Consider the following 22,458-nt stretch of genomic DNA (forward strand, 5'->3'; position numbering starts at 1 on the left):
CCTGTCAGCGCAGCTGACGACCCAAACGACCCTGTCAGCGCAGCCGGCTCGACCCAAAGAGACCTCTCAGCGCCGCTGTCGCCGACGCGAGTACGCCGCGGCTTGCCGGCTCGAGAGCGCGAGCAGCACGAGGATGTCGAGACTCAAGGTCACGAGAGTCGTTTCGATCCGGATGTCTTGGCCACCGACCCACCACGTCGTGAACGCCGCCGAGATCGACACGACGGCGTACAGCATGACGAGCACGCGTGCCCAGTTGTGTCCCCGGTAGATGAGCACCGCGAGCACCCCCTCGCCCAGGGTCGCGATTCCCCCGATCGTGAGGATCACCGCGAGTCCGAGCGCTTTTTCGTCGTCCGTCAGCGAGACGCCGTCGAGCGCGAGATCGAGGCTGCGGGCGATGTCGCCCCAGTTGAAGGCCAGGGCGACGAGCCACAGCAGGCCCGCGAGCACCCGCAGCATCACGAGGCCCGCGCCGGCGCTGATCGCGGCGGGACGGGACATGTCGGGGTCGTAACCGACCGGCCGGACGAGGTCGCCGGGGGATTCGAACGCGGGGCGTTTCGCGGGCGTCTTCATCGCGCACGCACCCCTTCCGACTCGGCGACCGGCACCGCCTGGGCGACCGCCACCGGCACCGGAACGCCCGAGACATCCACGATCGGCAGATCCCCGTCGGTACGGATGGTGTCGCCACCGCCGTTTCGCGCGTGATAGCCGCTCGAGAAGTCCTTGATGACGTCGATCCGGATCGCGGGCTCGGCCGCGACGAGCGTCTGGATGATGTGGTCGCGCTCGATGTCGGTATCCGCATCGATGCGGTGGGTGACCTGCAGGGTGAAGAGGGAGAGCCCCACGGCCGTGTCGAAGGTGCCCGCGGCGAGCCACTCGACCCGCGTGCCGCCCGGCAGCAGCCATCCGTCCGGGCATTTCCAGAAGCGCACATGATGGCGCTGTGCGGGGTTGCCGTCGACCTCCTGCTGGTAGGCGAAATCCTGCTGCCGGCTGAAGAGAAAAAGGGGGCTGACGGGGGCCTCGTCGTAGCTGCGGCGGCCGAGGGTCGATGTGATGATCCGCCACGACGACGCGAGGGTCACGGGATCGGCGCGTCGCCATCCCGCGGCCTCGAGCGCAGCCTCGATCTCTTCCGCCGTGCCACGGAAGGCCAGGTTGACCGGGTCGCCGAGCAGCCCGTCGCTCGTGCGGGTCCGGCCGATGAAGTAGTCGGGAACGTAGATCGTCGTGAGGATGCGATGGAGCCGCGGCAGCACGAGGTAGGCGAGCATGACCCAGAACACGATCGCGAACGGGATGCCCCACCATCCGACGCGGAACGTTTCTGTGAACCCGAGGTAGGCCAGCCAGATCGCCGCGAGCCCCGCGAAGACGAAGAAGAACCAGTCGAGCGCCACACCCACCGAGTAGCGGCGTCTGCGGTGCGGGGGATCCGACCGTTCCATAGGGTCACTCTAGAGATACCGCGCCCGGCCGTCAGCCCTGACGCCCGGTCACGCCCAGAGCGGCACGTCCGGACGGAACGCGAACGCCTGCTCGACGAGGTCGTCCGGCAGCTCGCCCAGCGACGCCGGTCGCCAGCGCGGCGCACCGTCTTTATCGATCAGACGCGCGCGAACACCTTCCGGCAGGTCCGGCTGGGTGTGAGCGAACCACATCGCCAACCCGTACTCGCGCTCGAGCGTGGTGCGCAGGGTCGCATCCGTGCGAGCCGCCCGAACGGAGGCCAGTGTCACGGTCATCGCAGTCGGAGAGAGCGTTGCGAGCAGGTCGGCGGTGGCGGATGCCTCGGGCTCGGGCCGTTCGCGGAGCCCCGCGATGATCGCCGCCACGTCGGGGGCCGCAAAGACCGAGTCGATCCATGGCCGGCGGCGGGCCAGCTCCGATGGCTCGGGCGACTCGTCGAACAGCATCGCGACCTCGGTGGCACCCCCCGGGTCGGCGCGCGATTCGAGGGCTTCGCGGACGCCGTCGAGCCGCTCTGATGGCACGAGCAGGTCGGCGAATCCGGCGTAGATCGCGTCGGCTGCCGACATGGTCCCGCCCGTCAGGGCGAGGTACTCCCCCGAATGGCCGGGGGCGCGGGCGAGAAGCCGGGTGCCCCCGACATCCGGGGTGAATCCGATTCGCGTCTCGGGCATCGCGAGCGCCGAGCGCTCGGTCACGATGCGCACGGCGGCGTGACCGGCGAGGCCGATGCCGCCGCCCATGGTGACGCCATCCGCGAGAGCCACGATCGGCTTCGGGTACTCCGCGATGGCCGCGTTCAGCGCGTACTCCTCGCGAAAGAACGTCCCGGCACCCTCGGCGTTGCCGGACATGATGCTCTCGGCCAGGCCCCGCACGTCGCCGCCGGCGCACAGCCCCCGGTCGCCCGCGCCCTCGAGCAGGATGCGTTCGACATCGGGTTCGTCGCGCCATGCCTCGAGCGCTTCGCGCAGGCCCCGCACCATCCCGAGGTCGAGCGCGTTGAGCGCTTCGGGACGCTCGAGCACGAGCCGACCGACACCGCGGGTGAAGCGAGCCGAGACGCGCGAGGACTCGAGGGGCTGCGTTCTCATGTCCCGACCGTACCGCCGGTTCCTCTGCGTGGATCCCGTCTCACGCCCGGAAATCGGTCAAGATGAGGGGTACGGCGTCCGAGAGAGAGGTACGGCATGCCCCAAGGCGAGGTTCTGGAGTTCAACGGAGTCACCAAACAATTCGGTGCGGTGGCAGCCGTCCAGGACTTTTCGGCGCGCGTCGAACCGGGAGTCGTGACCGGATTCCTCGGGCCCAACGGCGCCGGAAAGACCACGACGCTGCGCATCCTGCTCGGGCTCGTGCGCGCCACGAGCGGTCGCGCGACCATCGGCGGTACGGCCTATGCCGACCTTGCCTCACCGTTGCGCTCCGTCGGTGCCGCCCTCGAGGCGGCCAGCTTCCACCCCGGGCGCTCCGCCGCCAACCACCTGAAGCTCTACGCGCAAGCCGCGCGGCTCCCCCGCACGCGCGTCGACGAGGTGCTCACGACCGTGGGGCTCGCGGATGTCGCGGGTCGACGGGTCGGCGGATACTCCCTCGGAATGCGTCAACGTCTGGGACTCGCGTTCGCCCTGCTCGGCGATCCCGGGGTGCTCGTGCTGGACGAGCCGACGAACGGCCTCGATCCCGAGGGGATCATCTGGATGCGCGGGCTGCTCCGCGAACTCGCACGCCAGGGACGCACCGTGCTGGTGTCTTCGCACCTGCTCACCGAGGTGCAGCAGACCGCGGACCGGCTCCTGATCATCTCGAACGGGTCCCTCGTCTTCCAGGGGTCGGTCGAAGACCTCGCCGAGCCCGCCGAACAGGCCGTCGTCGTGGATTCGCCGGACCGGCAGGCGCTCGCCGAGGCTCTCACTGCCGCCGGTGTCGCCTACGAGAACCTGCGGACCGGGGTCTCGGTGCGTGGCGGCGACCCCGCCGACATCGGGGCGATCGCCCTCACCGCGGGTGTTGCCCTGTCGGGACTGCAGAAGAAGGGACCCTCGCTCGAAGAGGTCTTCCTGGAGCTGGTCAACGGATCGCGCGTTCACCCGAGCGCCGCGGCGTCGCACACCGCAGCTCCGACAGCCGCTGCTTTGCCCGCGGAACCGGTCGCGGAAGAAGACGTTCCTGGGGAAGTGGTTGCCGAAGAAGTGGTTGCCGAAGGAGCGGCACCCGAAGAAGCGGCACCCGAAGAATCCGTCTCCGACGAGCCCGTGGCGTCGGCCGCCGTCGCGACCGAGGCCCCTGACAGCGCGCCCGCAGAGGCGGGGCCGACTGCCCTGCCCACCACTCCGGACGCGGATGATGACGAGGACGAGGACGAGGCTCTGCCGACCTTTGCCCCCGTGTCGTCGTTCGCGGTCGCCGCGACGGGGGTCATCGAGGTCGTACCCCGCTCATCCGACGACGACGATCCGGACCGGAGTGACGGACGCACCGACACCGGCGCGCATGACGAAGTCCGCGAAAACGACGACAACGAGGAGCGATCATGAGCCTTGTCGCCGCAACCCGCTCCGAAACCACGAAGGTATTCTCGACCGTCGGATGGTGGATCCTCGCGATCGTCCTCGTGCTCTATGTCGGCAGCACGGCCGGCGGTCTTGCCTTCGTTTTCGCGGCCTCGGCATCCGGTGATCTGACGGGCGGCGCCGGTGCCCCGACCGTCCCCGCCGACGGTCTAGCGCCGGTGCTCTACAGCATCGGCGGATCGATCGGATACGTCTTCCCGCTCCTCATCGGCACGCTCATGGTGACGACGGAGTTCCGCCACCAGACGCTCACCCCGACCTTCCTCGCCACCCCGAAGCGCGGCATGGTGCTGTGGGCGAAGCTCGCGGCCGGCGTCGTCATCGGGGCGATGTACGGCCTGATCTCGGTTGTCTCGGCGGCGCTGCCGGCAGCCGGGGTCCTCGCGGGCTTCGGGCTGGACACCGAACTGGGCTCCAGCGACACCTGGGCGCTGTTCGCCCGCACCCTTCTCGCACTCGTGCTGTGGACACTCGTCGGCATCGGCGTCGGCACGCTGGTACGCAACCAGGTCGTCGCGATCGTCATCGTCCTCGCTTTCACGCAGTTCGTGGAGCCGCTCCTGCGTTTGGCGGGAGGGTTCGTCGACTGGCTCGCCGAGGTCACCCGTTTTCTGCCCGGTGCGGCCAGCGACGCCCTGGTCGGGGCGAGCATCTACAACGTGATGGGGGCGGGCGCAGGTGACGCCCTCGAGTGGTGGCACGGTGGCATCGTCCTGCTCGCCTACGCGCTCATCCTGCTGCTGATCGGGCACATCGCCAGCTGGACCCGCGACGTCACCTGACGCGCGAATCGGCGCGGCGCCTGGTTTCAGACGTCAGATTCGGCAACAGGTTCCCTGCCGGGTTCCGTGCCGGGTTCTTTGTCGTCCTCTTTGTCTAGGTCGGCGTCGAGGCGCAGAGCTCGGACGAGTTCGCGGCCGTGGCGCGTCGTGACGAGCAGTCGCTCGTAGTCCTCGTGACCCTCGAGGTCAATGACGACACTGGGACGGCGACCGCGTATGACCGCGAAGTCTCGTCCCGAGCCGGACTTCCACGTGCCGATCGCCACGACGCTCGGCACCGTCGTGGCGGGGCTCGGCACACCGCGGAGCCAGATCCACGCGTCGTCGGTGAGCATGACCTTGGCGATCTGCTCGCGTGCGACCTGAATATTCCCGCGGCGGAATCCGATGGCCCGCTCGATGGGCGACAGCACGACCTCGAGTCGTTCCGAGTCGAGGAGCAGCGTCACCATGCCTCTAGTCTGCCAGCGGCCGGCCGCATCCGCCGCTCGCTTCGCTCACAGTGCGGCAACGATCAGTGAGGCGCCGCGGGTCAGTGAGCAGGGGCGACGGCGGATGCTGCGGCGCGGGCGGCCGCGGGAAGCGCGTCTACAATCCGTCCGAGAGCGACGTCGTCATGCGCGGCGGTGAGGAACCAGGCCTCGTAAACGCTGGGCGGCGGGGCCACGCCGGCGTCGAGCATGGCATGGAAGAAGTTCGGGTACCGCCAGGCATCCTGAGCGTGCACCGTATCGTCGTCGTGGGGGGCCTGCGGTGCGAACGCGACACCGAACAGGCTTCCGGCGCGCGGGACGGAGTGCGCGACACCCGCATCGCTCAAGGCAGCGGTCAGAGCATCGGCGACGACGGATGCCGCGGCATCCACCCGCGCGTAGACCTCGGGCGTCGCTGCGCGCAGCGTCGCGAGCCCCGCCGCGACCGACAGCGGGTTACCCGACAGGGTGCCCGCCTGGTACACCGGCCCGGTGGGGGCGAGCATCTGCATGACATCGGCGCGACCGCCCAGCGCCGCGAGGGGCATGCCGCCGCCGACGACCTTGCCGAAGGTGAAGAGATCCGGCGTGTAGCTCTCGCCCGCATCGTGCTGCAGACCCCAGTAACCGGCGGGGTGGACGCGGAATCCGGTCAGCACCTCGTCGAGGATGAGCAGCGCGCCGTGGGCGTGAACGATGTTGCTGAGCTCGGCGTTGTAGCCGGGCAGAGGCGCGACGACGCCCATGTTGGCGGCCGCGGCCTCGACGATGACGGCGGCGATGCGGTCGCCATGCACCGCGAAGACCTCGCGCACGGCGTCGAGGTCGTTGTAGGGAATGACGAGCGTCTGCGCGGCGATCGGCGCGGGCACCCCCGCGGATCCGGGCAGACCCAGGGTCGCAAGACCCGAGCCGGCAGATGCCAGCAACCCGTCGGAGTGACCGTGGTAGTGCCCGGCGAACTTGACCAGCAGATCGCGGCCCGTGGCGCCGCGGGCAAGACGGATAGCCGTCATCGTCGCCTCGGTACCTGTCGAGACCAGGCGCACGCGCTCGACCGGCCGGTGTTCGCCGACGCTCACGCGCGCGGCGATGAGCTCGGCCAACTCGACCTCGCCCTCGGTCGGCGCGCCGAACGACAGCCCGCGGCCCGCGGCATCCCGCACCGCCTCCACGACCTCGGGAGCGGCATGGCCGAGCAGCGCCGGACCCCACGATGCGACGAGATCGACGTACTCGCGACCGGTTGCATCGGTGATGTAGGCACCGCGCGCCGACGCCATGAACCGCGGCGCCCCGCCCACCGAACCATAGGCCCGAACCGGCGAGTTGACACCACCGGGAATCACCGAGCGGGCGCGGTCGAACAGAAGGGCATTGCGATCATCCATGATTCAATTCTCGTCGCTCACGAGACCCCGCCGCTCACGAGATGTCGTCGCGCAGCCACCCGGCCGCTTCGATGGCGGCGTACGTCAGGATCGCGCCCGCGCCGGCACGACGGATGGCGAGCAGCGCCTCCATCGTGGCCCCACGGCCGTCGATCCAGCCGTTGGCTGCCGCAGCCGCGATCATCGCGTACTCGCCCGACACCTGGTACGCCCAGACCGGAACGTCGACAGCCTCGCGAACCGATGCCAGCACGTCGAGGTAGGGCAGCGCGGGCTTGACCATGACGATGTCGGCGCCCTCTTCGACATCGATGACCGCCTCGCGCACGCCCTCGCGCGCATTGCCGGGATCGAGCTGGTAGGTACGGCGGTCGCCCTTCAGCTGGGAGTCCACGGCCTCGCGGAAGGGGCCATAGAACGACCCCGCGTACTTCGCGGCGTAGGCGAGCAGCGTCGTGTCGGAGAAGCCCGCCGCGTCCAGTCCGGCGCGAACGGCCGCGACCTGGCCGTCCATCATTCCCGACAGCCCGAGCATCTCGGACCCCGCGCGGGCCTGTGCGAGCGCCATCGAGACGTAGCGCTCGAGCGTGGCGTCATTGTCGACGCTTCCGCGGGCATCGAGCACACCGCAGTGACCGTGATCGGTGAACTCGTCGAGGCAGAGGTCGGTCTGCACGACGATGGCGTCGCCCACCTCTTCCACCACGGCGCGCGTCGCGACGTTCAGGATGCCGTTCTCATCGTCGGCGCCCGAGCCGACCGCATCGCGGGTCTCGGGAACACCGAACAGCATGATGCCACCGATTCCCGCCGACGCCGCGCCGACCGCGGCCGCGCGCAACGAATCGAGGGTGTGCTGAACGACCCCCGGCATGGACTCGATCGCCCGAGGCTCGGTGATGCCCTCGCGCACGAAGACCGGAAGGATCAGTTGCGCCGGGGCGAGGCGGGTCTCGCGAACGAGACGTCGCATCGCGGGCGATTGGCGGGTACGACGGGGGCGGCGTTCGGGAAAACTCACGGTGAGAACTCGTCGGCGGCGTGCGGCAGCGCAAGCCGCGAAACCGCGTCGATCAGGGCCGAGACGGTCTGCTGTTCGGCCACGACATCGACGTCGAGCCCTGCGCGCCGCGCGTCTTTCGCCGTGCGCGGACCGATCGCGGCGATAACCGTGCTCGCGGGGATCTCCGGAAACTGCAGGTGCACCTGCTCGGCCACCGACCCGCTCGTCACCAGGATCGCGTTGATGCGGCCGTTGGCGACATCGTGGGCGATGCGCTCGGTCACCGGCACACCGATCGTCCGATACGCGACGACGCTGCGGACGTGATGCCCCGCATCGCTCAGACGCCGGGTCAGGACGGGCTTCGCAATTTCGCTGCGGAGCGTCAGGATACGGCGAGGCTCGGGCTCGAGGGCGATCAACTGGTCGGCCATACCCGCGGCCGAGTTGTCTTGCGTGGGTACGAGGTCGACCCGATATCCCACGGCCTGCAGGGCGGCGGCTGTCGTCTCACCGACGGCAGCGACGCGCGTCGTCACCGGGATATTGACGCGGTGTGCGTAAAGCACGTCGACGGTGGTTGCGCTGGTGACCGTGAGCCAATCGAACCTGCCCGCAATCAGATCCTTGAGCGCCGCGTCGAGCGACGCCTGGTCACTGGTCGGAGCGAAGTTGATCAACGGCGCCACGACGGGAGTCGCCCCCTGCGAGCGCAAGCTCGCGGCAACACCATCACCCCAGGGGCCCCCGCGGGGGACGAGCACGCGCCACCCACTCAGGGGCTTCACCGCTTTCGCGGGACGCTCGGCTGCTGAATTCATGTAGAAGACCCTCGTGACACCAAGTCGGCTGCCCCACCATCAAGGAGTCGACGTGCGATCGCAGCCCCGATCAGCGCTGCTCGCACGGTCGGGTCCGCGCTGTCGGCGGCGTTCGCGCCATCGCCGCCGCCCGTCTGTCGAATATACCCCCTAGCCAGGGGCTCAGCGTGATCGAGCCCGACCCTGTGCGAACCGTCGACCGCGTAGACGACGGCGCGAACACGGACATCGTCATCGGTGACACTCGCGTGGACACCGACCGGAGCGTGACAGCCGGCCTCGATCCGCGCGAGGATTGCGCGCTCGATCGTCACCGCGAAACGGGTGGCGGGGTCTTCGAGCGGAGCGATGGCCGCGAGGATGTCTGGCGAAGCATCCGCTCGCACCTCGATCGCGAGGGCGCCCTGTCCCGCTGCCGTCGGCCATTCCGCCAGACCCAGCGGCTCCAACAGGAGGCCGTCGGCCGAACCGATGCCCCACACGGCCTCGCCGCCGTCCGACTCGATCAGTCCGAGACGCGTCAGCCCGGCTGCGGCCAGCACGACGCCGTCGAGCTCTCCGTCTCGCACCCGAGCGAGCCGCGAGTCCACGTTGCCGCGCAGCTCCGCGACCCGCACGCGCGGCGCACGCCGTCGCAACTGCGCCTGGCGCCGGGGCGATCCGGTACCGATCGTGGCCGCGACGTTCTCTCCCGTACCGAAGTCGGCGAGCAGCGTGCCACGGGTGACCGAAACATCGCGGGGGTCGGCGCGGCGCGGCGTCACCGCTATCCGCAGACCCGGCGCCTCGGCGGTCGGAAGGTCCTTGAGCGAATGGACGAGCAGGTCGCACTCACCGGCGAGGAGTGCCTCGCGAAGACGGGTCGCGAAGACGCCCGTGCCACCGAGCTGCGCCAGCGGCGCGCGCGTGACGTCTCCCTCGGAAACGATCGGGACGAGCTCCACGGGCACCCCGGTCGCCGCGGTGATCGCGTCGGCGACATGTCCGGACTGCGCGAGAGCCAGGGCGCTGCGGCGCGTTCCCAGTCGGAGCGTCCCGGTCGTCACGCTGCGGCCGTCTCTGCAGGACGCGTCACTGCAGAACCTCGGGCACCTCGCTGAGCAGCAGGCGACGGCCCGTGTAGAAGGGCACCTCTTCACGAACGTGCATGCGCGCCTCGGTCGAGCGGAGGTCACGCATCAGGTCCACGAGCTCGACGACATCGTCCGCCTCGAGCGGCAGCAGCCATTCGTAGTCACCGAGGGCGAACGACGCGACGGTGTTCGCCAGCACACCCGTGAACGCCGCGCCCTGACGACCGTGTTCGGCCAGCATCCGCCGCCGATCGGCTTCGGGCAGCAGGTACCACTCGTAGCTCCGGACGAACGGATACAGGCAGAGCCAGCCCTTCGGCTCGATGCCGCGCAGGAATCCGGGCACGTGCGCGCGATTGAACTCAGCGTCCCGGTGGACACCCATCGCGTTCCATGTCGGAAGTAGGTTACGCAACAGCTCGGTGCGGCGGAGGCGGCGGAGATCCCGCTGCAGCTCTTCGGCACTGTCACCGTGCAACCAGACCATCAGGTCGGCGTCGGCACGCATCCCACTGACGTCATAGAAGCCGCGCACAGTGACGCCGCCCTCTTCGATGAGCGAGACGATGTCTTCGAGTTCGGTCTCGTCGACAGCGGCGACGGGTCGATCGGGATCACGCCGCCAGACAGCCCACAGCGTGAAGCCCGAGGGGTGCTCGGTGTCTTCGGGGGCTGCTGTGTCTGGGGCGGTGGATGCGGACGAGTGCGCGTGACTCTCGGTCATACTCCCAGTCTCACCCAGCGCTTCGGATCGGCCAAACCTGGCCCCTCCCCATCGGGCATTTTGCTGTGCAGGTCGGCATCTCTGGCGAAGACGGGGAAAGTGAGATCCGTCCTACGGAACAGAAACGGCGGATGCCCTCGCCGATGCCACGACACGATAGGCCCACCGGTATTTCGAGTTGTCCTGCGGGAACCGGACAATCATGTCCGGACCATCCCGAAACATCAGCGCGAGATCTCAGCACCCGCTAAGCAGGTGAAACCAAGGCGCTCATAGAAGCGGCTCAGACCGCGTTCAGTGTCGTCGAAAGTCAACGCGACAATCGAGGCACCCGACCCGATTGCATCATCCACGCTCGCCCGCACGAGACTTCCACCCAGCCCCTGACGACGTCGGGCGGGCACGACCGCCATCTGGTGAATCATGAGCATTTCCCGGGAAATCGCACTGACTCCCTATGCGACGGATGGGAGGAACGTTAGCGAGCGACAATGCTGGGCTCCTCGGACGGTGAGGAGTCGCCAGCAATAGCGGCGATCGCCTTGCCCAGCACCTCAGCCAGCCGATCATTCTTGCCCGTGTCTTGGGACTCGAATCGTGCGTGCACGAACTCGTCGCGCAGCAGTGTGCCAGGGGCGAACTGGGCCGCATCGATTCGGTAGCCGGCCTGTTCCGCGAGCTGAGCGAAGAACACGAACTGCGTGCGGGTGTTGCCCTCTCCGAAGCCATGAACCACGTTTATCTCACCCCAGCTCTCCGCGAGCTCGTGAATGAACCTTTCCCGCTCGAGCCCGCGCAGATAGTTCTTGTCGGCGAGCTTGGCGTACTCGGCCTCCGCAGCAGCCGTGAGGTGAGGGCCTGCACCGTAGTAGCGGTGTCCGTCCTTCGTCATGAACTGCCCCACCGGTGCGACCCGTTCCTGGCCCGCCCAATCGTAGACGTCCTGGAACACGTAGCGGTGGATCGCCTTCATGTGGTCGTAGTCGAACCGACCCGGCAACGGGTTCTCGCTCAACTCTTGAATCCGCGTGTGAGTGAACGCCTCCTCCATCGCAGCGAGCTTGCCCGGATCAGGTTCGCCATTCGGCGCGCCAGGCGTCGTGAACCTGTTCCTCAACACAGAAGTACCTGGGATGAAATAGTCATCCCAGGTACGAAAGATAGTGCCGCGGGGCATTAGCCCTGCACGTGCCTGCGGATCTCCGCGCGCGCTTCATCCCCCGTCAACTCACGTCGAGCTGCCTGCTTGACGATTGCGCGCAACGCGGGGTCGGTGATCTCGTGGCCAGCCAGAGCGAGAGCTGCATCCGCGAGCGCTAGACGGTCCTCAGCTGCGGTTTGTACCGGCGATGCGGCGGTCAGCGTGCGAACCATGATTGCCCCTCTCGTGGCGTGCTTCGATTCTACCGGTTTCGGGCCAAGAACGGTCTGTTTCGGTTTCGGAACGTGCGGAGATCAGCGCCGCGGCGCGGTATAGAGACGCACGCCTCCCCAGACGGCCATACCGACGAGTGCCGCCGCTCCGACGGCGATCGCGGCCGCCTGCACGGGACGAGTCTGGGCGAAGGCGCGCGCGCGATGCACCGCCCGATCCGTCAGGCGCGCCGCGCGCTTGGGAAGGTTCGCCTTCTCCTCGATCGCCGCGAGTGCAGCCTTCAACTCGGCCCGTGCCTGGGCGACGGGATCGCCCAGCTGCGGCACGAGAGTCCGCGGCAGCGGCACGAGCAGGCTGTCGGGACGGGGCGAATGCGCCTTGTCCGAATTCGTCAGATCAGAACTCATCGCGTACCTCCCGGACGATGTCGAAATCCTCTTTCACGGCACCGATCGGACTCTGCCGCCGGGAAGCTCGCTTGAACCGAACAATGCCGAGCAACACCAGAATCGCGACCACGACGAGCAGACCAGCACCGATCACCAGCGCCGACAGCCACACGGGCCACACGGTCGCCAGCCCGGCGATTGCCGCGGTGCCGAAGACGGGGATCGTCCAGAACAGGACGGCCAGTGCAACCACGAGCCATCCCGCACCGATCCCGTAGTCCTTCGCGGTCTTGGCAAGCCAGGACTTCGCCTGGTCGACCTCAGCGATGACCAGGTTGCGGACGAGTTCGGGAACTTCGCCGACGAGCGTCAGAAGACTGTCGTCGGCGCGGTCTCGCATACCTCGGGGGGATGCCACGGTCAGCTCTTTTTGGCGCCGTCGGTGGACGCTGCGTCGTCGATCTTCTTCTCGATGTTCGAGACGGACCGCTCGGCGGCCTTGGCCACGTCTTCCGAGCCGTCTTTGCCGGCCTTGATCGCCGCGTCGAGTCGCTGACCCGGCGTGGTGTCCTTGCCCTGCACCGCGCGAGTCACCTTGACGGCACCGTTCCACACTGCGCCGGGGATCGCCATCGCGGTGGATGTCGTGAAGTCCTTGGCGCGGTCGACCTGCTTCTGCACGGGGTCGAGGTTCCACACCTTGAGGGCTTGTTCCTTGATCTGTTCGTACCGCTCACGCCCCGCGCGGGTTCCGAGGACGTACCCCGCCGCCAGGCCGATCACGAGTCCCACTTTGCCCCTCATAGGGATCTCCTCACACTCGTGCTACGCCGTTTAGATCTTCGGTCCGAGTCTTTAGGTTAGCCCCGTATGCCAATTTCGGCATCCGGGTTGACATCAGGGACGTCGGTCCCACAAAAGGGCGGTGCGCACGCGCTCGCTCTCCGTCAGAGCATCGGGGACGACCTGCGCCAGTCCCGTTCCCGAGACCCACGCGCCGACGACCCCGAGCCCGGGGACAGCTGCGATGTGGGCGCGAGCCGCCGCTGTCTGCGCCTCTCGACCGATGACCGACGCGGGCTGGCTCTGCGTGTAGCGCTCGCGGTGCGCGCCGACGAGCTGATTCGTGTCGAGCGGAACGCCGAGAAGAGCGGATGCCTCGTTCAGGGCAAGCGCGGCGGCCTCATCGTCTGTCATCCCGGCGGTCGCGGCGGGTTCGCCCTGGCTGCCGAACGACACGCGCGCGACGTGGCGGTGCGGCGCGAGCGCACGCGCTGATTCGGCCAGCCAGGCCCACTTCGCGGTCGCGTGGGTGAGGGCCTTGGCGGTGTACGAACCGGGCACGGTGAGCACGCCCGAACCGCGGGGTGCTGCGTCCAGTGCCGCTGCATCGAGAACGAGCGAGACGACTTCGATCTCGGGCGCGGCGCCCGAGGTTGCGCCGCTCGCGCCGGCCGCATCCGCGTCCGCGTCTGTTTCTGCGGCGGTCGGCGCCTCGCCCGCTCCGGCGTCCAGCGCCGGAACCGAGGGACGCAGCAGGGCCCGCGCCATCCGTTCCTCCGTCGCGACGATCACGGCGTTCGCCGCGAGGGTGCCCGTTTCACCGCCGAGGGTGCCCTCGATCTCGATCTGCCACCCGTCCGGGGTCTGCGTCAGCGCCGCCGCACGCGCCTCCGTGAGCACGGTCACTCCCAGCTCGTCGAGGCGGGCGAGCAGGGCGTCGACGATGCGCCCCATACCCCCGCGGATACCCTCGACCGCTCCCCCGGGCGCCTTGGTCGCCCGTTCGGCACCGAGTACCGAGACGGCGCCGCCGAGGGAGCCCGTGCGTGTGAGGGCGGCGTTCAGCCCGGGCGCTGCGACGTCGACGTCGATGTCGGCGGGGCGGGCCGAGTACACGCCCTGCACGACGGGGGCGACGAGGCGATCGAGCACGCGAGATCCCATCCGCGTCGATACCAAGGCACCGAGGCTGTGGGTGTGACCGATCGTCAGGACCGGCCGCAGGCGATCCAGATAGGCCCGCCAGGCTCCGGGCCAGCCGATGACACGGCGAACATCGGGGTCGAACGGGTTCGCCGGAATACCGAGTACTCCGCCCGCCGGGAGGGGTGCCGCGCCGCCCGGCACGCCAGGAATCCCGCCGAGCCACGCACGACCGCCGCTCGGCGCGACGATCTCTGCCCCGAGGCCCAGCTCGTCGATCAGGCGTCGCACGTGCCCGCCGCGCGTGGCATAACTTTCGGCCCCGACATCCAGAGTCAACCCGCCGACCTCGGCCGTGCGGATCGCCCCACCGACGCGGGGCGACGCCTCGAGCACCGTGACGTCCATCCCGATCCGTGCGCACTCCCAGGCCGCGACGAGCCCCGCGATCCCGCCGCCGACGACGACGACCCGGGTATCGCGGGCGCGTTCGATCAGTTCGGCCGAGAACGGCGCCGAGGCGTCTGGACTCATGTGTCCTCGCCGTCGACGACCGAGTGCGCGAGCTGCACGATGCGGGTCAGCACGTCGGGTTCGGTCTCGGGCGTGACACCGTGACCGAGGTTGAGAACATGGGCGCGGGCTGCGCGTCCACGCTCGAGCACGTCACGCACGTGGGCCTCGAGCACCGGCCACGGAGCCTGCAGCAGCGCGGGATCGATGTTGCCCTGCACGGTGACGTCGGGCCCGAGCACACGGGCGGCATCGTCGAGCGTCGTGCGCCAGTCCACGCCCACCGCATCCGCCAGGCCGTCGAGGCGCATGTCGTCGAGGATCGGACCCGTGCCGACGCCGAAGTGGATGGTCGGCACTCGGCCCGCAACCGCCGACAGGGCGGTGTGCGAGTGTGGCGCGGCGAAGGCCCGGTAATCAGCACGGGAGAGCGAGCCCGCCCACGAGTCGAACAGCTGCACGGCGGATGCGCCCGCCTTTACCTGCACGTCGAGGAACACCCCCGCGACCCGGCCGAGCCAGTCGGCGAGCGCGTGCCACGAGGCGGGATCGGCGTGCATCATCGCGCGCGCACGCAGGTGCTCCTTCGAGGGGCCACCCTCGACGAGGTAGGCGGCCAGGGTGAACGGCGCACCGGCGAAACCGATCAGCGGCGTCGTGCCCAGTTCATCCGTGACCCGTCCGATCGCCTCGGTGACCGAACCGGATGCCTCGGCCACCTCGGCCGGGTCGATCGCCGTCAGGCGGGCAACATCCGCGGCGCTGCGCACCGGGTTCGCGAACACCGGACCCCGGCCTGGTTCGATCTCGACCTCCACACCGGCGAGGCGCAGGGGTACGACGATGTCGCTGAAGAAGATCGCGGCGTCGACATGGTGGCGCCGGACGGGCTGCAGGGTGATCTCAGAGGCGAGTTCGGGGTCGAGGCAGGCATCCAGCATCCGTGTTCCCACGCGCAGTGCCCGATATTCGGGCAGGGAGCGACCCGCCTGACGCATGAACCAGACCGGGGTGCGGTCGGGGCGGTCGCCGCGGAGGGCGCGCAGGAGCGGGGCGTCGGAAAGGTGCATGGCTCCATCCTCCCCCTCCCCGCTGGGTGCGGGCTAACCGGGCGGTGGGGGTGCGCGCGGACGGTAGGCTGAACGGGTGCTGCTGTGTATCTCGGCGAGTCACAAGACCGCCGCCTTCGATCTTCTCGAACGGCTCAGCGTTCACACGACCGATATCGCTCCCCTCATCGCGGAGCACGACTCGTGCGTCCGCGGAGCCGTCGTGCTGGCGACGTGCAACCGCTTCGAGGCCTACGTCGACATGGACGAGCCCGTCACCGCGGCGGGTCCCGTCGGCGTCGAGGCCGTTCTGCTCGCAGCCGAGGCGGCCACGGGCGTCAGCGCTTCCGAGTTCGAGGGTTCGTACCGCGTGGTCACGGGTCCGGATGTTGCAGAGCACCTTTTCGCCGTTGCATCGGGCCTCGAGTCGGTCGTCGTCGGCGAAGGCGAGATCGCGGGTCAGGTGCGTCGGGCGCTGACCGACGCACGCCGGCAGGGCACCACCTCGGGTGAGCTCGAGCGGCTCTTCCAGCGCGCGAGCGAGGCACAGCGGGGTGTGAAGAACGCCACCGCGATCGGCCGCGCCGGGCGCTCACTCGTCCGACTCTCGCTCGAACTCGCCGACAGCCGCTTCACCGACTGGACCGACCTCGACGTCCTCCTCGTCGGCACCGGCGCTTACGCCGCTGCCACGCTCGCAGCGCTCCGCGACCACGGGGCCGAGCGCATCGCCGTCTACTCCCCCTCGGGGCGCGCGAAGGTCTTCGCCGCGAAGCACGGCATCGCATCGATCGACGATGCCGAGTACGCGCGCGCCGCGGCCTCGGCCGATCTCGTCATCACCTGCACCAGCGCCGACCATCACGTGCTCGACGCCGCCGTGCTGCAACGAGGATGCGCCGAACTTGTCGGCGAGCTGCGCCGCATCACCCCCGCAGAGGCTGCGGAATGCCCCGTCTCGCATAGCGCGGGCGCGCGTCGCCTCGTGATCGACCTCGGTCTTCCGCGCAACGTCGACCCGGATGTCGTGACCGTCCCGGGTGTCGACCTGCTTGATCTCGAGACCGTGCGACTGCACGCCCCGCTCGAAGAGCTGCAGGCGACCGCTGAAGCGCGCGAGATCGTGCGGGATGCCGCGCAGAAGTTCGCGCTCGCGGGTCGACGCCAGAGCCTCGCCCCCGCTGTCGTTGCACTCCGCGAACACGCGTTCGCTGTGCTGGAAGACGAGATCGCGCGCGTCCGGGCCCGCGGAGACGAAGACGGCCGCACCGAGCAGGCCATGCGCCATCTTGTGGGCCGTCTGCTCCACATCCCTACGGCTCGTGCGCAGGATCTGGCGGCCCGCGGTCAAGCCGACGACTATGTCGCCGCGCTCGGCACGCTGTTCGGCATCGACGTCACCGCACGGGTTTCGGCAGCGCGGGATGCCGCAGTAGCCGACGACGTCGCCTGATCCGCCCGTGGCACCCGATCCGGCCGCGGCGCCGGGCACCGGCCCATTGGCCCGCGACGTCTACTGGGTCGTCGGGGAGGACCGACAGCTGAACCCCGTCGCGCGTGGCGTGCGCTGGGTCGGCACCGTCGCCGCCGGGCTGCTCGATATCGGGGATGCTCCCGCCCTGAGCGATATCGTCATCCGCCTCGTCTCCGACGACAGCGAAGTCGGGCGAGTACGCCAGGGTTCTTTGGTCGACTTCGAAGGATCGATGCGCGCCCTAGCATCCGATCTCGAAACCATGACCCCCGAGGCGTTCGCCGAAACCTGGCTTCGACACTGACCCCGACCCCGCGTACTTCAGGTCGAAGCGCCGCACGGCGAGTGCAAAACTGAACGCATGACGCTGCACATCACGGGCGACGACGCCGCCGATCGCCTTCTGAGCGATGACCCCCTGGCCCTGCTGATCGGGATGCTGCTGGACCAGCAGGTCGCGATGGAGACGGCCTTCGCCGGGCCCCTGAAGATCCAGGAGCGGGTCGGGTCGGTCGATGCCGCGACCCTCGCGCACTACGATCCCGACCAGCTCGCCGAGGAGTTCAAGAAGTCGCCCGCTGTGCACCGCTACCCCGGATCGATGGCGGGTCGCGTGCAGTCGTTGTGCACCGCGATCGAGGACGATTGGGGAGGAGACGCCTCGGCCCTCTGGATCCGCGACGCCCCCGACGGGCGCGAGGTGCTGAAGCGCCTCAAGGCTCTCCCCGGGTTCGGTGAGCAGAAGGCGAAGATCTTCCTCGCCCTGCTCGGCAAGCAGTACGGGTACGCGGGGGACGGATGGCGCGAGGCATCCGCTCCCTACGGTGAGGACGGTTCGTTCCGAAGCGTCGCCGACATCGTCGGCCCCGAGTCGCTGCTGAAGGTGCGCGAGCACAAGCAAGCGATGAAGGCCGCTGCGAAGGCCTCCTAACGCCACGCGCGCGTTCGGCCGCGCATCCTCACGTCTCGCCGAGTGCGCCGGATGTTCGCGAGTCAGCCTGTTGTTCGCGGCTGCCACGCGGCGCACTCGCCGCTAACCGGCGCACTCGGCACGCGCTGGACCTCGATGCACGCGACGACCCGTGGACGATCGGACCGTGAGAGCACTCCTCGACACCAACATCCTGATCGCGCGATCATCACCGACCGAGCGAGCCGTCGACCTCTCGGGATTCAGCCGCACCTTCGTGAGCGCACTCACCTGGTCGGAGTTGACGAGAGGACTGCATGCGACTTCGAGTCTTGATCACTACAAGGAGCGACTGGCGCGGATCGACGCGGCGCGGCACACGTTCGGAAGTGGGCTCGCCTTCGACGACGAGTGCTTTGCCGCATACGACCGGATCCTGGCGCGCGTCAGCTCTCGAGGGGGCAACGTTCGAGCGCGCGTCCTCGACCGGATGATTGCAGCGACCGCGATCGTCCACGACATGACCGTCATCACCCGCGATCAGTCCGGGTTCGCCGGCTTAGAAGGACTGGTCGACGTCGAGGTGCGGTGACGCCGGGCCTCCCTTGTCGACCTAGGCGCCGCGCAGGCGCTCGCCGAGGTACGCGTGCACCTCGGCGAGCGGCACGCGCTCCTGCACCATCGTGTCGCGGTCGCGCACCGTCACGGCCTTGTCTTCGAGCGAGTCGAAGTCGACCGTGATGCAGAACGGCGTGCCGATCTCGTCCTGGCGGCGGTAGCGACGCCCGATGGCTCCGGCGTCGTCGAAGTCGATGTTCCAGTCGCCGCGCAGATCGGCGGCGAGCTCGCGGGCCATCGGCGAGAGCTGCTCGTTGCGCGAGAGCGGGAGCACCGCGACCTTGATCGGCGCGAGGCGGGGGTCGAGCCCGAGCACCGTGCGGGTGTCGGTGCCGCCCTTGGCGTTCGGCACCTGCTCTTCGCGGTACGCGTCGACGAGGAAAGCCATCATTGCGCGCGTCAGGCCGAACGAGGGCTCGATGACATACGGCGTGTAGCGCTCCCCCGTGGCCTGGTCGAAGTACGACAGGCTCTGACCGGATGCCTCGCTGTGACTCGTCAGGTCGTAATCGGTGCGGTTGGCCACACCCATCAGTTCGCCCCACTGCTTGCCCGGGAACCCGAAGGCGTACTCGACGTCGATCGTGCCCGCGGAGTAGTGCGCGCGGTCTTCCTTCGGCACGTCGTAGCGACGCATGTTGTCGGGGTCGATGCCGAGGTCGATGAACCAGTCCCAGCAGGCTTCGACCCAGTGCTCGAACCACTCCTGCGCCTCGGCGGGAGGCGTGAAGAACTCGATCTCCATCTGCTCGAACTCGCGCGTGCGGAAGATGAAGTTACCGGGCGTGATCTCGTTCCGGAACGACTTGCCGACCTGGCCGATGCCGAACGGCGGCTTCTTGCGCGAGGCCGTGAGCACGTTGGTGAAGTTCACGAAGATGCCCTGCGCCGTCTCGGGACGCAGGTAGTGCAGGCCGGTCTCGTCGTCAACGACCCCGAGGTACGCCTTGACCAGACCCGAGAATGCCTTCGGCTCGGTGTACTGGCCCTTCGTGCCACAGTTCGGGCAGGGGATGTCGGCGAGACCGTTCTCGGCCGCGCGACCCTTGCGGGCCTCGAAGTCCTCGATCAGGTTGTCGGCGCGGAACCGCTTGTGACAGTGCAGGCACTCCACGAGCGGGTCGGTGAACGTTGCGACGTGACCGGATGCCTCCCACACACGCTTGGGCAGGATGATCGACGAGTCGAGGCCGACCATGTCGCCCCGGCCGCGCACGAACGTCTGCCACCACTGGCGGCGGATGTTCTCTTTCAGCTCGGTACCGAGGGGGCCGTAGTCCCACGCCGAGCGAGAGCCGCCGTAGATCTCACCGGCTTGAAAGACGAAGCCGCGGTGGCGGGCGAGGGCGATGACCTTATCGAGGCGGGACTGTTCGGCCATGGTGGCTCCAATGGTCGGTGTGGCGGGGCGCGATTGCACGAGATCACGGGCGCGGCAGGGCTTGCAATATGGCCGCGGCATCCTTCCCCGATCTTAGTCGCGGCAATGTGCGAGGCGTCCGCAAGGGGGTTGCACGCCGCGCGCAGCGACCTAGCATCGGAACATGACTGAGCGCGAGTTCGATGTCGTGGTGATCGGTGCGGGACCCGTCGGCGAGAACGTCGCCGACCGAGCCGTGCAAGGCGGACTCACCGTCGCAATCGTCGAGGGTGAGTTGGTCGGCGGCGAGTGTTCGTACTGGGCGTGCATGCCGACGAAGGCTCTGCTGCGACCGGGTGCCGCGCTGCGTGCGGCGCGGAGCGTCCCGGGCGCGCGCGAGGCCTTCGGCGCTCCCCTCGACGTCGAGACGGCGCTGCAGTTCCGCGACACAGCGACGTCCGGGTGGGATGACGCGGGTCAGGTGTCGTGGCTCGACAGCGCGGGCATCACCCTCGTGCGCGGACACGGACGGATCGCCGGTGCGCGCCGCGTCGAGGTGACGACCCCGGATGGCTCTGTCGAGACGCTCATCGCACGTCACGCAGTCGCGGTCTGCACCGGGACATCCGCAATCATCCCCGATATTCCGGGCCTGGCCGAGGCATCCCCCTGGACCAATCGAGAGGCGGCGGCCGTGCAGGTCGTCCCCGAGCGCCTCGTGATCGTCGGGGGCGGGGTCGTCGCCTCGGAGTTCGCGACGGCATTCTCGAGCCTCGGCTCGCACGTGACGATGCTCGTCCGCGGCGATGCGCTGCTCACGGCGAACGAACCGTTCGCCGGCGAACTCGTGCTCGACGCGCTGCGCGAGGAAGGGGTCGACGTTCGCACCGAGACTTCTGCGGCGCGCATCGATCGGACAGCAGATGGCACACTCACCATCTCTCTCGGCGATTCCCCCGACGCCGAAACCCTGCACGCCGACGAGATCCTGATCGCCACGGGTCGCCACCCCCGCACGGACGACATCGGTCTCGACTCGATCGGTCTGGAGGCCGGGCGCTCGCTGGAGACCGACGACACCCTGCGTGTGCTGGGCGCGGACGGAAAGCCGATCGGTGCGGGCGGCGACGAGCCGGGCTGGCTGTATGCGGTGGGCGACGTCAACGGCCGAGTGCTGCTGACGCACCAGGGCAAGTACCAGGCGCGTGCGGCCGGAGACGTTATCGCGGCTCGCGCCCTCGAGCAGCCCATCGACGACGCCCCCTGGGGCCGCCACGTGGCAACCGCGGATCACGCCGCGGTTCCACAGGTCGTCTTCACCGAACCCGAGGTCGCGGCGGTGGGCATCACCGCGGCCGAGGCCGAGCGTGCCGGCCGCGAGGTCACGGTCGTCGACTACGACCTGCACAACATCGCCGGAGCCTCGGTCACGGCGCAGGGATACACGGGTCGCGCGCGCCTGATCGTGGATCCCGCCACCCGCACGGTGGTCGGCGCGACCTTCGTCGGGGCCGGTGTCGCCGATCTGCTGCACTCGGCGACCATCGCGGTTGTCGGCGAGGTACCGATCGAGCGACTCTGGCATGCCGTGCCGTCGTACCCGACGCTCAGCGAGGTGTGGCTGCGCCTGCTCGAAAGCCTCGGACGCGAGACCGCCTAACCACCGAAGCCGCACCAGTCGGCGACCCAGGCGAGGATCTCGCCCTTGATCTCGGCGGGCACCGCCACCTCGACCACACCCGCGGCGCCACCCGTCGCAACGGTGATATCGAAGATCGTGCCGCGCTTGTCCTCCATCACCGCGTGCGGGTCGCAACGCAACGGCACGAGAGGCACACGCACCCGCTGGGGTTCGCCCGAGCCGTCCACCTCGGCACCGACGACGAACGATGCCGCACCGGCCGTATCGAACATCAGCAGCGGCGTCGTCTCGACCGTCTCGATACGCGCCGACCCCGCCCCGTCTGCGGGGTCGATCTCGAGCGTCAGTGACGCTGGAGCCCCAACATCCGACGGCTCGAACGCAGCCCACGACAGCGCCACGACTTCGGCGAGGCGTTCGCGCAGGCACTCCTTCTGGTGCAGCAGCGGTATGAAGGCGAGGGAGTCGGGAACGGATGCCTCGGCCACCCCGGTACGACCGCCCAACTCGTACTCCAGCTCGAGGGTGGTCGACTCGGCGGCCCCATCCTTGTCGCACACGACCGGTGGAAGATCGACCCGCATGTCGAGGGTGCGCCCCGCGGACACCGGCGAGCGCTTGTCACGCACGATCGGCGTTTCGAACCGCGCGTCGGTGAGTGAGATGCGTGTGACCACCAGGTCGTCTTCGCCCGCATTCTTCAGCCGGAGTTCGGCCGCACGATCCACGACATCCGAACGCAGCTGGATCAGCTCGACACTCACGCCCGCGGGCAGCTCCCCCGGCTGCGGATCGGACGGGGCGCACGCCGTGATCGCGAGCCCGAACATGAGCAGGGCGACAACCGCCGCGATCCCGCGCGTCACGTCAGCCGTCCATC

At 68.9% G+C, this 22,458-nt stretch carries 26 protein-coding genes; 7 read left to right on the forward strand and 19 right to left on the reverse strand.

Features of this window, described 5'->3' with window-relative positions:
* Window positions 1-66: 66 nt before the first annotated feature.
* The 3 genes from ACXZ1E_RS07335 to ACXZ1E_RS07345 are packed head-to-tail and all read right to left on the reverse strand — an operon-like array spanning window position 67 to window position 2,576.
* Window positions 67-579: a hypothetical protein gene (locus ACXZ1E_RS07335; protein WP_458042706.1), complete on the reverse strand. Its 513-nt coding sequence runs from the start codon at window positions 577-579 to the stop codon at window positions 67-69.
* On the reverse strand, window positions 576-1,460 hold the full coding sequence (locus tag ACXZ1E_RS07340) for an LssY C-terminal domain-containing protein (protein WP_458042707.1): 885 nt from the start codon (window positions 1,458-1,460) through the stop codon (window positions 576-578). Before ACXZ1E_RS07340 ends, ACXZ1E_RS07335 begins: the two co-directional genes overlap by 4 nt.
* A gap of 48 nt (window positions 1,461-1,508) precedes the next feature.
* Window positions 1,509-2,576, reverse strand: coding sequence for an enoyl-CoA hydratase/isomerase family protein (locus tag ACXZ1E_RS07345; protein ID WP_458042708.1), 1,068 nt, complete (start codon window positions 2,574-2,576; stop codon window positions 1,509-1,511).
* Window positions 2,577-2,672: 96 nt separating this feature from the next.
* Here ACXZ1E_RS07345 and ACXZ1E_RS07350 point away from each other — a divergent pair, with 96 nt between their 5' ends.
* Together ACXZ1E_RS07350 and ACXZ1E_RS07355 are read left to right on the forward strand one after the other, a co-directional pair.
* A complete protein-coding gene (locus ACXZ1E_RS07350) occupies window positions 2,673-4,019 on the forward strand; it encodes an ABC transporter ATP-binding protein (RefSeq protein WP_458042709.1) in 1,347 nt (448 codons plus the stop codon).
* Entirely contained in the window at window positions 4,016-4,837 is an 822-nt protein-coding gene (locus ACXZ1E_RS07355; RefSeq protein WP_458042710.1) for an ABC transporter permease, read from the forward strand. Before ACXZ1E_RS07350 ends, ACXZ1E_RS07355 begins: the two co-directional genes overlap by 4 nt.
* 26 nt (window positions 4,838-4,863) lie before the next feature.
* Here the strand turns inward: ACXZ1E_RS07355 and ACXZ1E_RS07360 are convergent, their stop codons facing one another.
* The 14 genes from ACXZ1E_RS07360 to hemE all read right to left on the reverse strand — a co-directional run bounded on the left by ACXZ1E_RS07360 (window position 4,864) and on the right by hemE (window position 15,595).
* The gene (locus ACXZ1E_RS07360; RefSeq protein ID WP_458042711.1) at window positions 4,864-5,289 is read right to left on the reverse strand and encodes a hypothetical protein; all 426 of its coding nucleotides are present in this window, start codon (window positions 5,287-5,289) and stop codon (window positions 4,864-4,866) included.
* 80 nt (window positions 5,290-5,369) lie between these two features.
* Window positions 5,370-6,701 carry a glutamate-1-semialdehyde 2,1-aminomutase gene (gene hemL / locus ACXZ1E_RS07365; RefSeq protein WP_458042712.1) on the reverse strand — a complete coding sequence of 444 codons (1,332 nt, stop codon included), beginning with the start codon at window positions 6,699-6,701 and terminating at the stop codon, window positions 5,370-5,372.
* 34 nt (window positions 6,702-6,735) lie between these two features.
* Window positions 6,736-7,722 (reverse strand): porphobilinogen synthase, encoded by a 987-nt coding sequence (hemB, locus tag ACXZ1E_RS07370; RefSeq protein ID WP_458042713.1) that lies wholly within the window; start codon window positions 7,720-7,722, stop codon window positions 6,736-6,738.
* On the reverse strand, window positions 7,719-8,525 hold the full coding sequence (locus ACXZ1E_RS07375; RefSeq protein ID WP_458042714.1) for a uroporphyrinogen-III synthase: 807 nt from the start codon (window positions 8,523-8,525) through the stop codon (window positions 7,719-7,721). Before ACXZ1E_RS07375 ends, hemB begins: the two co-directional genes overlap by 4 nt.
* Window positions 8,522-9,571 carry a hydroxymethylbilane synthase gene (gene hemC, locus ACXZ1E_RS07380; RefSeq protein WP_458042715.1) on the reverse strand — a complete coding sequence of 350 codons (1,050 nt, stop codon included), beginning with the start codon at window positions 9,569-9,571 and terminating at the stop codon, window positions 8,522-8,524. Before hemC ends, ACXZ1E_RS07375 begins: the two co-directional genes overlap by 4 nt.
* 25 nt (window positions 9,572-9,596) lie before the next feature.
* Window positions 9,597-10,322, reverse strand: a complete 726-nt coding sequence (hemQ, locus tag ACXZ1E_RS07385) for a hydrogen peroxide-dependent heme synthase (protein WP_458042716.1) — start codon at window positions 10,320-10,322, stop codon at window positions 9,597-9,599.
* A 224-nt stretch (window positions 10,323-10,546) separates the two neighbouring features.
* Complete coding sequence (locus ACXZ1E_RS07390) at window positions 10,547-10,765, reverse strand: GNAT family N-acetyltransferase (protein WP_458042892.1); 219 nt, start codon at window positions 10,763-10,765, stop codon at window positions 10,547-10,549.
* Between the two features lie 35 nt (window positions 10,766-10,800).
* Window positions 10,801-11,373, reverse strand: a complete 573-nt coding sequence (locus ACXZ1E_RS07395; RefSeq protein WP_458042717.1) for a Fic/DOC family protein — start codon at window positions 11,371-11,373, stop codon at window positions 10,801-10,803.
* Between the two features lie 125 nt (window positions 11,374-11,498).
* Window positions 11,499-11,696, reverse strand: a complete 198-nt coding sequence (locus ACXZ1E_RS07400; protein ID WP_458042718.1) for a hypothetical protein — start codon at window positions 11,694-11,696, stop codon at window positions 11,499-11,501.
* A gap of 81 nt (window positions 11,697-11,777) precedes the next feature.
* The gene (locus ACXZ1E_RS07405; protein WP_458042719.1) at window positions 11,778-12,104 is read right to left on the reverse strand and encodes a hypothetical protein; all 327 of its coding nucleotides are present in this window, start codon (window positions 12,102-12,104) and stop codon (window positions 11,778-11,780) included.
* Window positions 12,094-12,504 (reverse strand): phage holin family protein, encoded by a 411-nt coding sequence (locus ACXZ1E_RS07410; protein WP_458042720.1) that lies wholly within the window; start codon window positions 12,502-12,504, stop codon window positions 12,094-12,096. Before ACXZ1E_RS07410 ends, ACXZ1E_RS07405 begins: the two co-directional genes overlap by 11 nt.
* Window positions 12,505-12,506: 2 nt before the next feature.
* A complete protein-coding gene (locus ACXZ1E_RS07415; RefSeq protein ID WP_458042721.1) occupies window positions 12,507-12,890 on the reverse strand; it encodes a hypothetical protein in 384 nt (127 codons plus the stop codon).
* A 93-nt stretch (window positions 12,891-12,983) separates the two neighbouring features.
* The gene (locus ACXZ1E_RS07420) at window positions 12,984-14,546 is read right to left on the reverse strand and encodes a protoporphyrinogen/coproporphyrinogen oxidase (protein WP_458042722.1); all 1,563 of its coding nucleotides are present in this window, start codon (window positions 14,544-14,546) and stop codon (window positions 12,984-12,986) included.
* Window positions 14,543-15,595, reverse strand: coding sequence for a uroporphyrinogen decarboxylase (hemE, locus tag ACXZ1E_RS07425; RefSeq protein WP_458042723.1), 1,053 nt, complete (start codon window positions 15,593-15,595; stop codon window positions 14,543-14,545). The genes ACXZ1E_RS07420 and hemE overlap by 4 nt, the downstream gene beginning before the upstream one ends.
* Before the next feature lie 76 nt (window positions 15,596-15,671).
* On the opposite strand from hemE, the gene ACXZ1E_RS07430 reads away from it, so the two are divergent.
* The 4 genes from ACXZ1E_RS07430 to ACXZ1E_RS07445 all read left to right on the forward strand — a co-directional run bounded on the left by ACXZ1E_RS07430 (window position 15,672) and on the right by ACXZ1E_RS07445 (window position 18,550).
* Window positions 15,672-17,027, forward strand: a complete 1,356-nt coding sequence (locus tag ACXZ1E_RS07430; protein WP_458042724.1) for a glutamyl-tRNA reductase — start codon at window positions 15,672-15,674, stop codon at window positions 17,025-17,027.
* A gap of 7 nt (window positions 17,028-17,034) precedes the next feature.
* Window positions 17,035-17,352: a hypothetical protein gene (locus ACXZ1E_RS07435; RefSeq protein ID WP_458042725.1), complete on the forward strand. Its 318-nt coding sequence runs from the start codon at window positions 17,035-17,037 to the stop codon at window positions 17,350-17,352.
* A gap of 57 nt (window positions 17,353-17,409) precedes the next feature.
* Window positions 17,410-17,979, forward strand: coding sequence for an HhH-GPD-type base excision DNA repair protein (locus tag ACXZ1E_RS07440; protein WP_458042726.1), 570 nt, complete (start codon window positions 17,410-17,412; stop codon window positions 17,977-17,979).
* 166 nt (window positions 17,980-18,145) lie between these two features.
* Window positions 18,146-18,550 (forward strand): PIN domain-containing protein, encoded by a 405-nt coding sequence (locus ACXZ1E_RS07445; RefSeq protein ID WP_458042727.1) that lies wholly within the window; start codon window positions 18,146-18,148, stop codon window positions 18,548-18,550.
* Window positions 18,551-18,571: 21 nt separating this feature from the next.
* Here ACXZ1E_RS07445 and ACXZ1E_RS07450 read toward each other — a convergent pair whose 3' ends face one another.
* Entirely contained in the window at window positions 18,572-19,957 is a 1,386-nt protein-coding gene (locus tag ACXZ1E_RS07450; protein WP_458042728.1) for a glycine--tRNA ligase, read from the reverse strand.
* A gap of 163 nt (window positions 19,958-20,120) precedes the next feature.
* Between ACXZ1E_RS07450 and ACXZ1E_RS07455 the strand changes: the two genes are divergently transcribed.
* Window positions 20,121-21,596 (forward strand): dihydrolipoyl dehydrogenase family protein, encoded by a 1,476-nt coding sequence (locus tag ACXZ1E_RS07455; protein ID WP_458042729.1) that lies wholly within the window; start codon window positions 20,121-20,123, stop codon window positions 21,594-21,596.
* Here ACXZ1E_RS07455 and ACXZ1E_RS07460 read toward each other — a convergent pair.
* Window positions 21,593-22,444, reverse strand: a complete 852-nt coding sequence (locus tag ACXZ1E_RS07460) for a hypothetical protein (RefSeq protein ID WP_458042730.1) — start codon at window positions 22,442-22,444, stop codon at window positions 21,593-21,595. The two genes, ACXZ1E_RS07455 and ACXZ1E_RS07460, sit on opposite strands and share 4 nt — an antisense overlap.
* Window positions 22,445-22,458: the final 14 nt, after the last annotated feature.

Source organism: Pacificispira sp. HM-600 (assembly GCF_977993705.1).

Excerpts from the sequence above, each read along its gene's own strand:
- hemQ (WP_458042716.1), bottom strand. The coding sequence starts at position 10,322 with ATGACCGAGAGTCACGCGCACTCGTCCGCATCCACCGCCCCAGACACA.
- ACXZ1E_RS07420 (WP_458042722.1), bottom strand. The coding sequence starts at position 14,546 with ATGAGTCCAGACGCCTCGGCGCCGTTCTCGGCCGAACTGATCGAACGC.
- ACXZ1E_RS07345 (WP_458042708.1), bottom strand. The coding sequence starts at position 2,576 with ATGAGAACGCAGCCCCTCGAGTCCTCGCGCGTCTCGGCTCGCTTCACC.
- ACXZ1E_RS07395 (WP_458042717.1), bottom strand. The coding sequence starts at position 11,373 with ATGGAGGAGGCGTTCACTCACACGCGGATTCAAGAGTTGAGCGAGAAC.
- ACXZ1E_RS07335 (WP_458042706.1), bottom strand. The coding sequence starts at position 579 with ATGAAGACGCCCGCGAAACGCCCCGCGTTCGAATCCCCCGGCGACCTC.
- hemL (WP_458042712.1), bottom strand. The coding sequence starts at position 6,701 with ATGGATGATCGCAATGCCCTTCTGTTCGACCGCGCCCGCTCGGTGATT.
- hemE (WP_458042723.1), bottom strand. The coding sequence starts at position 15,595 with ATGCACCTTTCCGACGCCCCGCTCCTGCGCGCCCTCCGCGGCGACCGC.
- ACXZ1E_RS07440 (WP_458042726.1), top strand. The coding sequence starts at position 17,410 with ATGACGCTGCACATCACGGGCGACGACGCCGCCGATCGCCTTCTGAGC.
- ACXZ1E_RS07405 (WP_458042719.1), bottom strand. The coding sequence starts at position 12,104 with ATGAGTTCTGATCTGACGAATTCGGACAAGGCGCATTCGCCCCGTCCC.
- ACXZ1E_RS07360 (WP_458042711.1), bottom strand. The coding sequence starts at position 5,289 with ATGGTGACGCTGCTCCTCGACTCGGAACGACTCGAGGTCGTGCTGTCG.
- ACXZ1E_RS07350 (WP_458042709.1), top strand. The coding sequence starts at position 2,673 with ATGCCCCAAGGCGAGGTTCTGGAGTTCAACGGAGTCACCAAACAATTC.
- ACXZ1E_RS07340 (WP_458042707.1), bottom strand. The coding sequence starts at position 1,460 with ATGGAACGGTCGGATCCCCCGCACCGCAGACGCCGCTACTCGGTGGGT.
- ACXZ1E_RS07375 (WP_458042714.1), bottom strand. The coding sequence starts at position 8,525 with ATGAATTCAGCAGCCGAGCGTCCCGCGAAAGCGGTGAAGCCCCTGAGT.
- ACXZ1E_RS07355 (WP_458042710.1), top strand. The coding sequence starts at position 4,016 with ATGAGCCTTGTCGCCGCAACCCGCTCCGAAACCACGAAGGTATTCTCG.
- ACXZ1E_RS07400 (WP_458042718.1), bottom strand. The coding sequence starts at position 11,696 with ATGGTTCGCACGCTGACCGCCGCATCGCCGGTACAAACCGCAGCTGAG.
- ACXZ1E_RS07450 (WP_458042728.1), bottom strand. The coding sequence starts at position 19,957 with ATGGCCGAACAGTCCCGCCTCGATAAGGTCATCGCCCTCGCCCGCCAC.
- ACXZ1E_RS07455 (WP_458042729.1), top strand. The coding sequence starts at position 20,121 with ATGACTGAGCGCGAGTTCGATGTCGTGGTGATCGGTGCGGGACCCGTC.
- ACXZ1E_RS07415 (WP_458042721.1), bottom strand. The coding sequence starts at position 12,890 with ATGAGGGGCAAAGTGGGACTCGTGATCGGCCTGGCGGCGGGGTACGTC.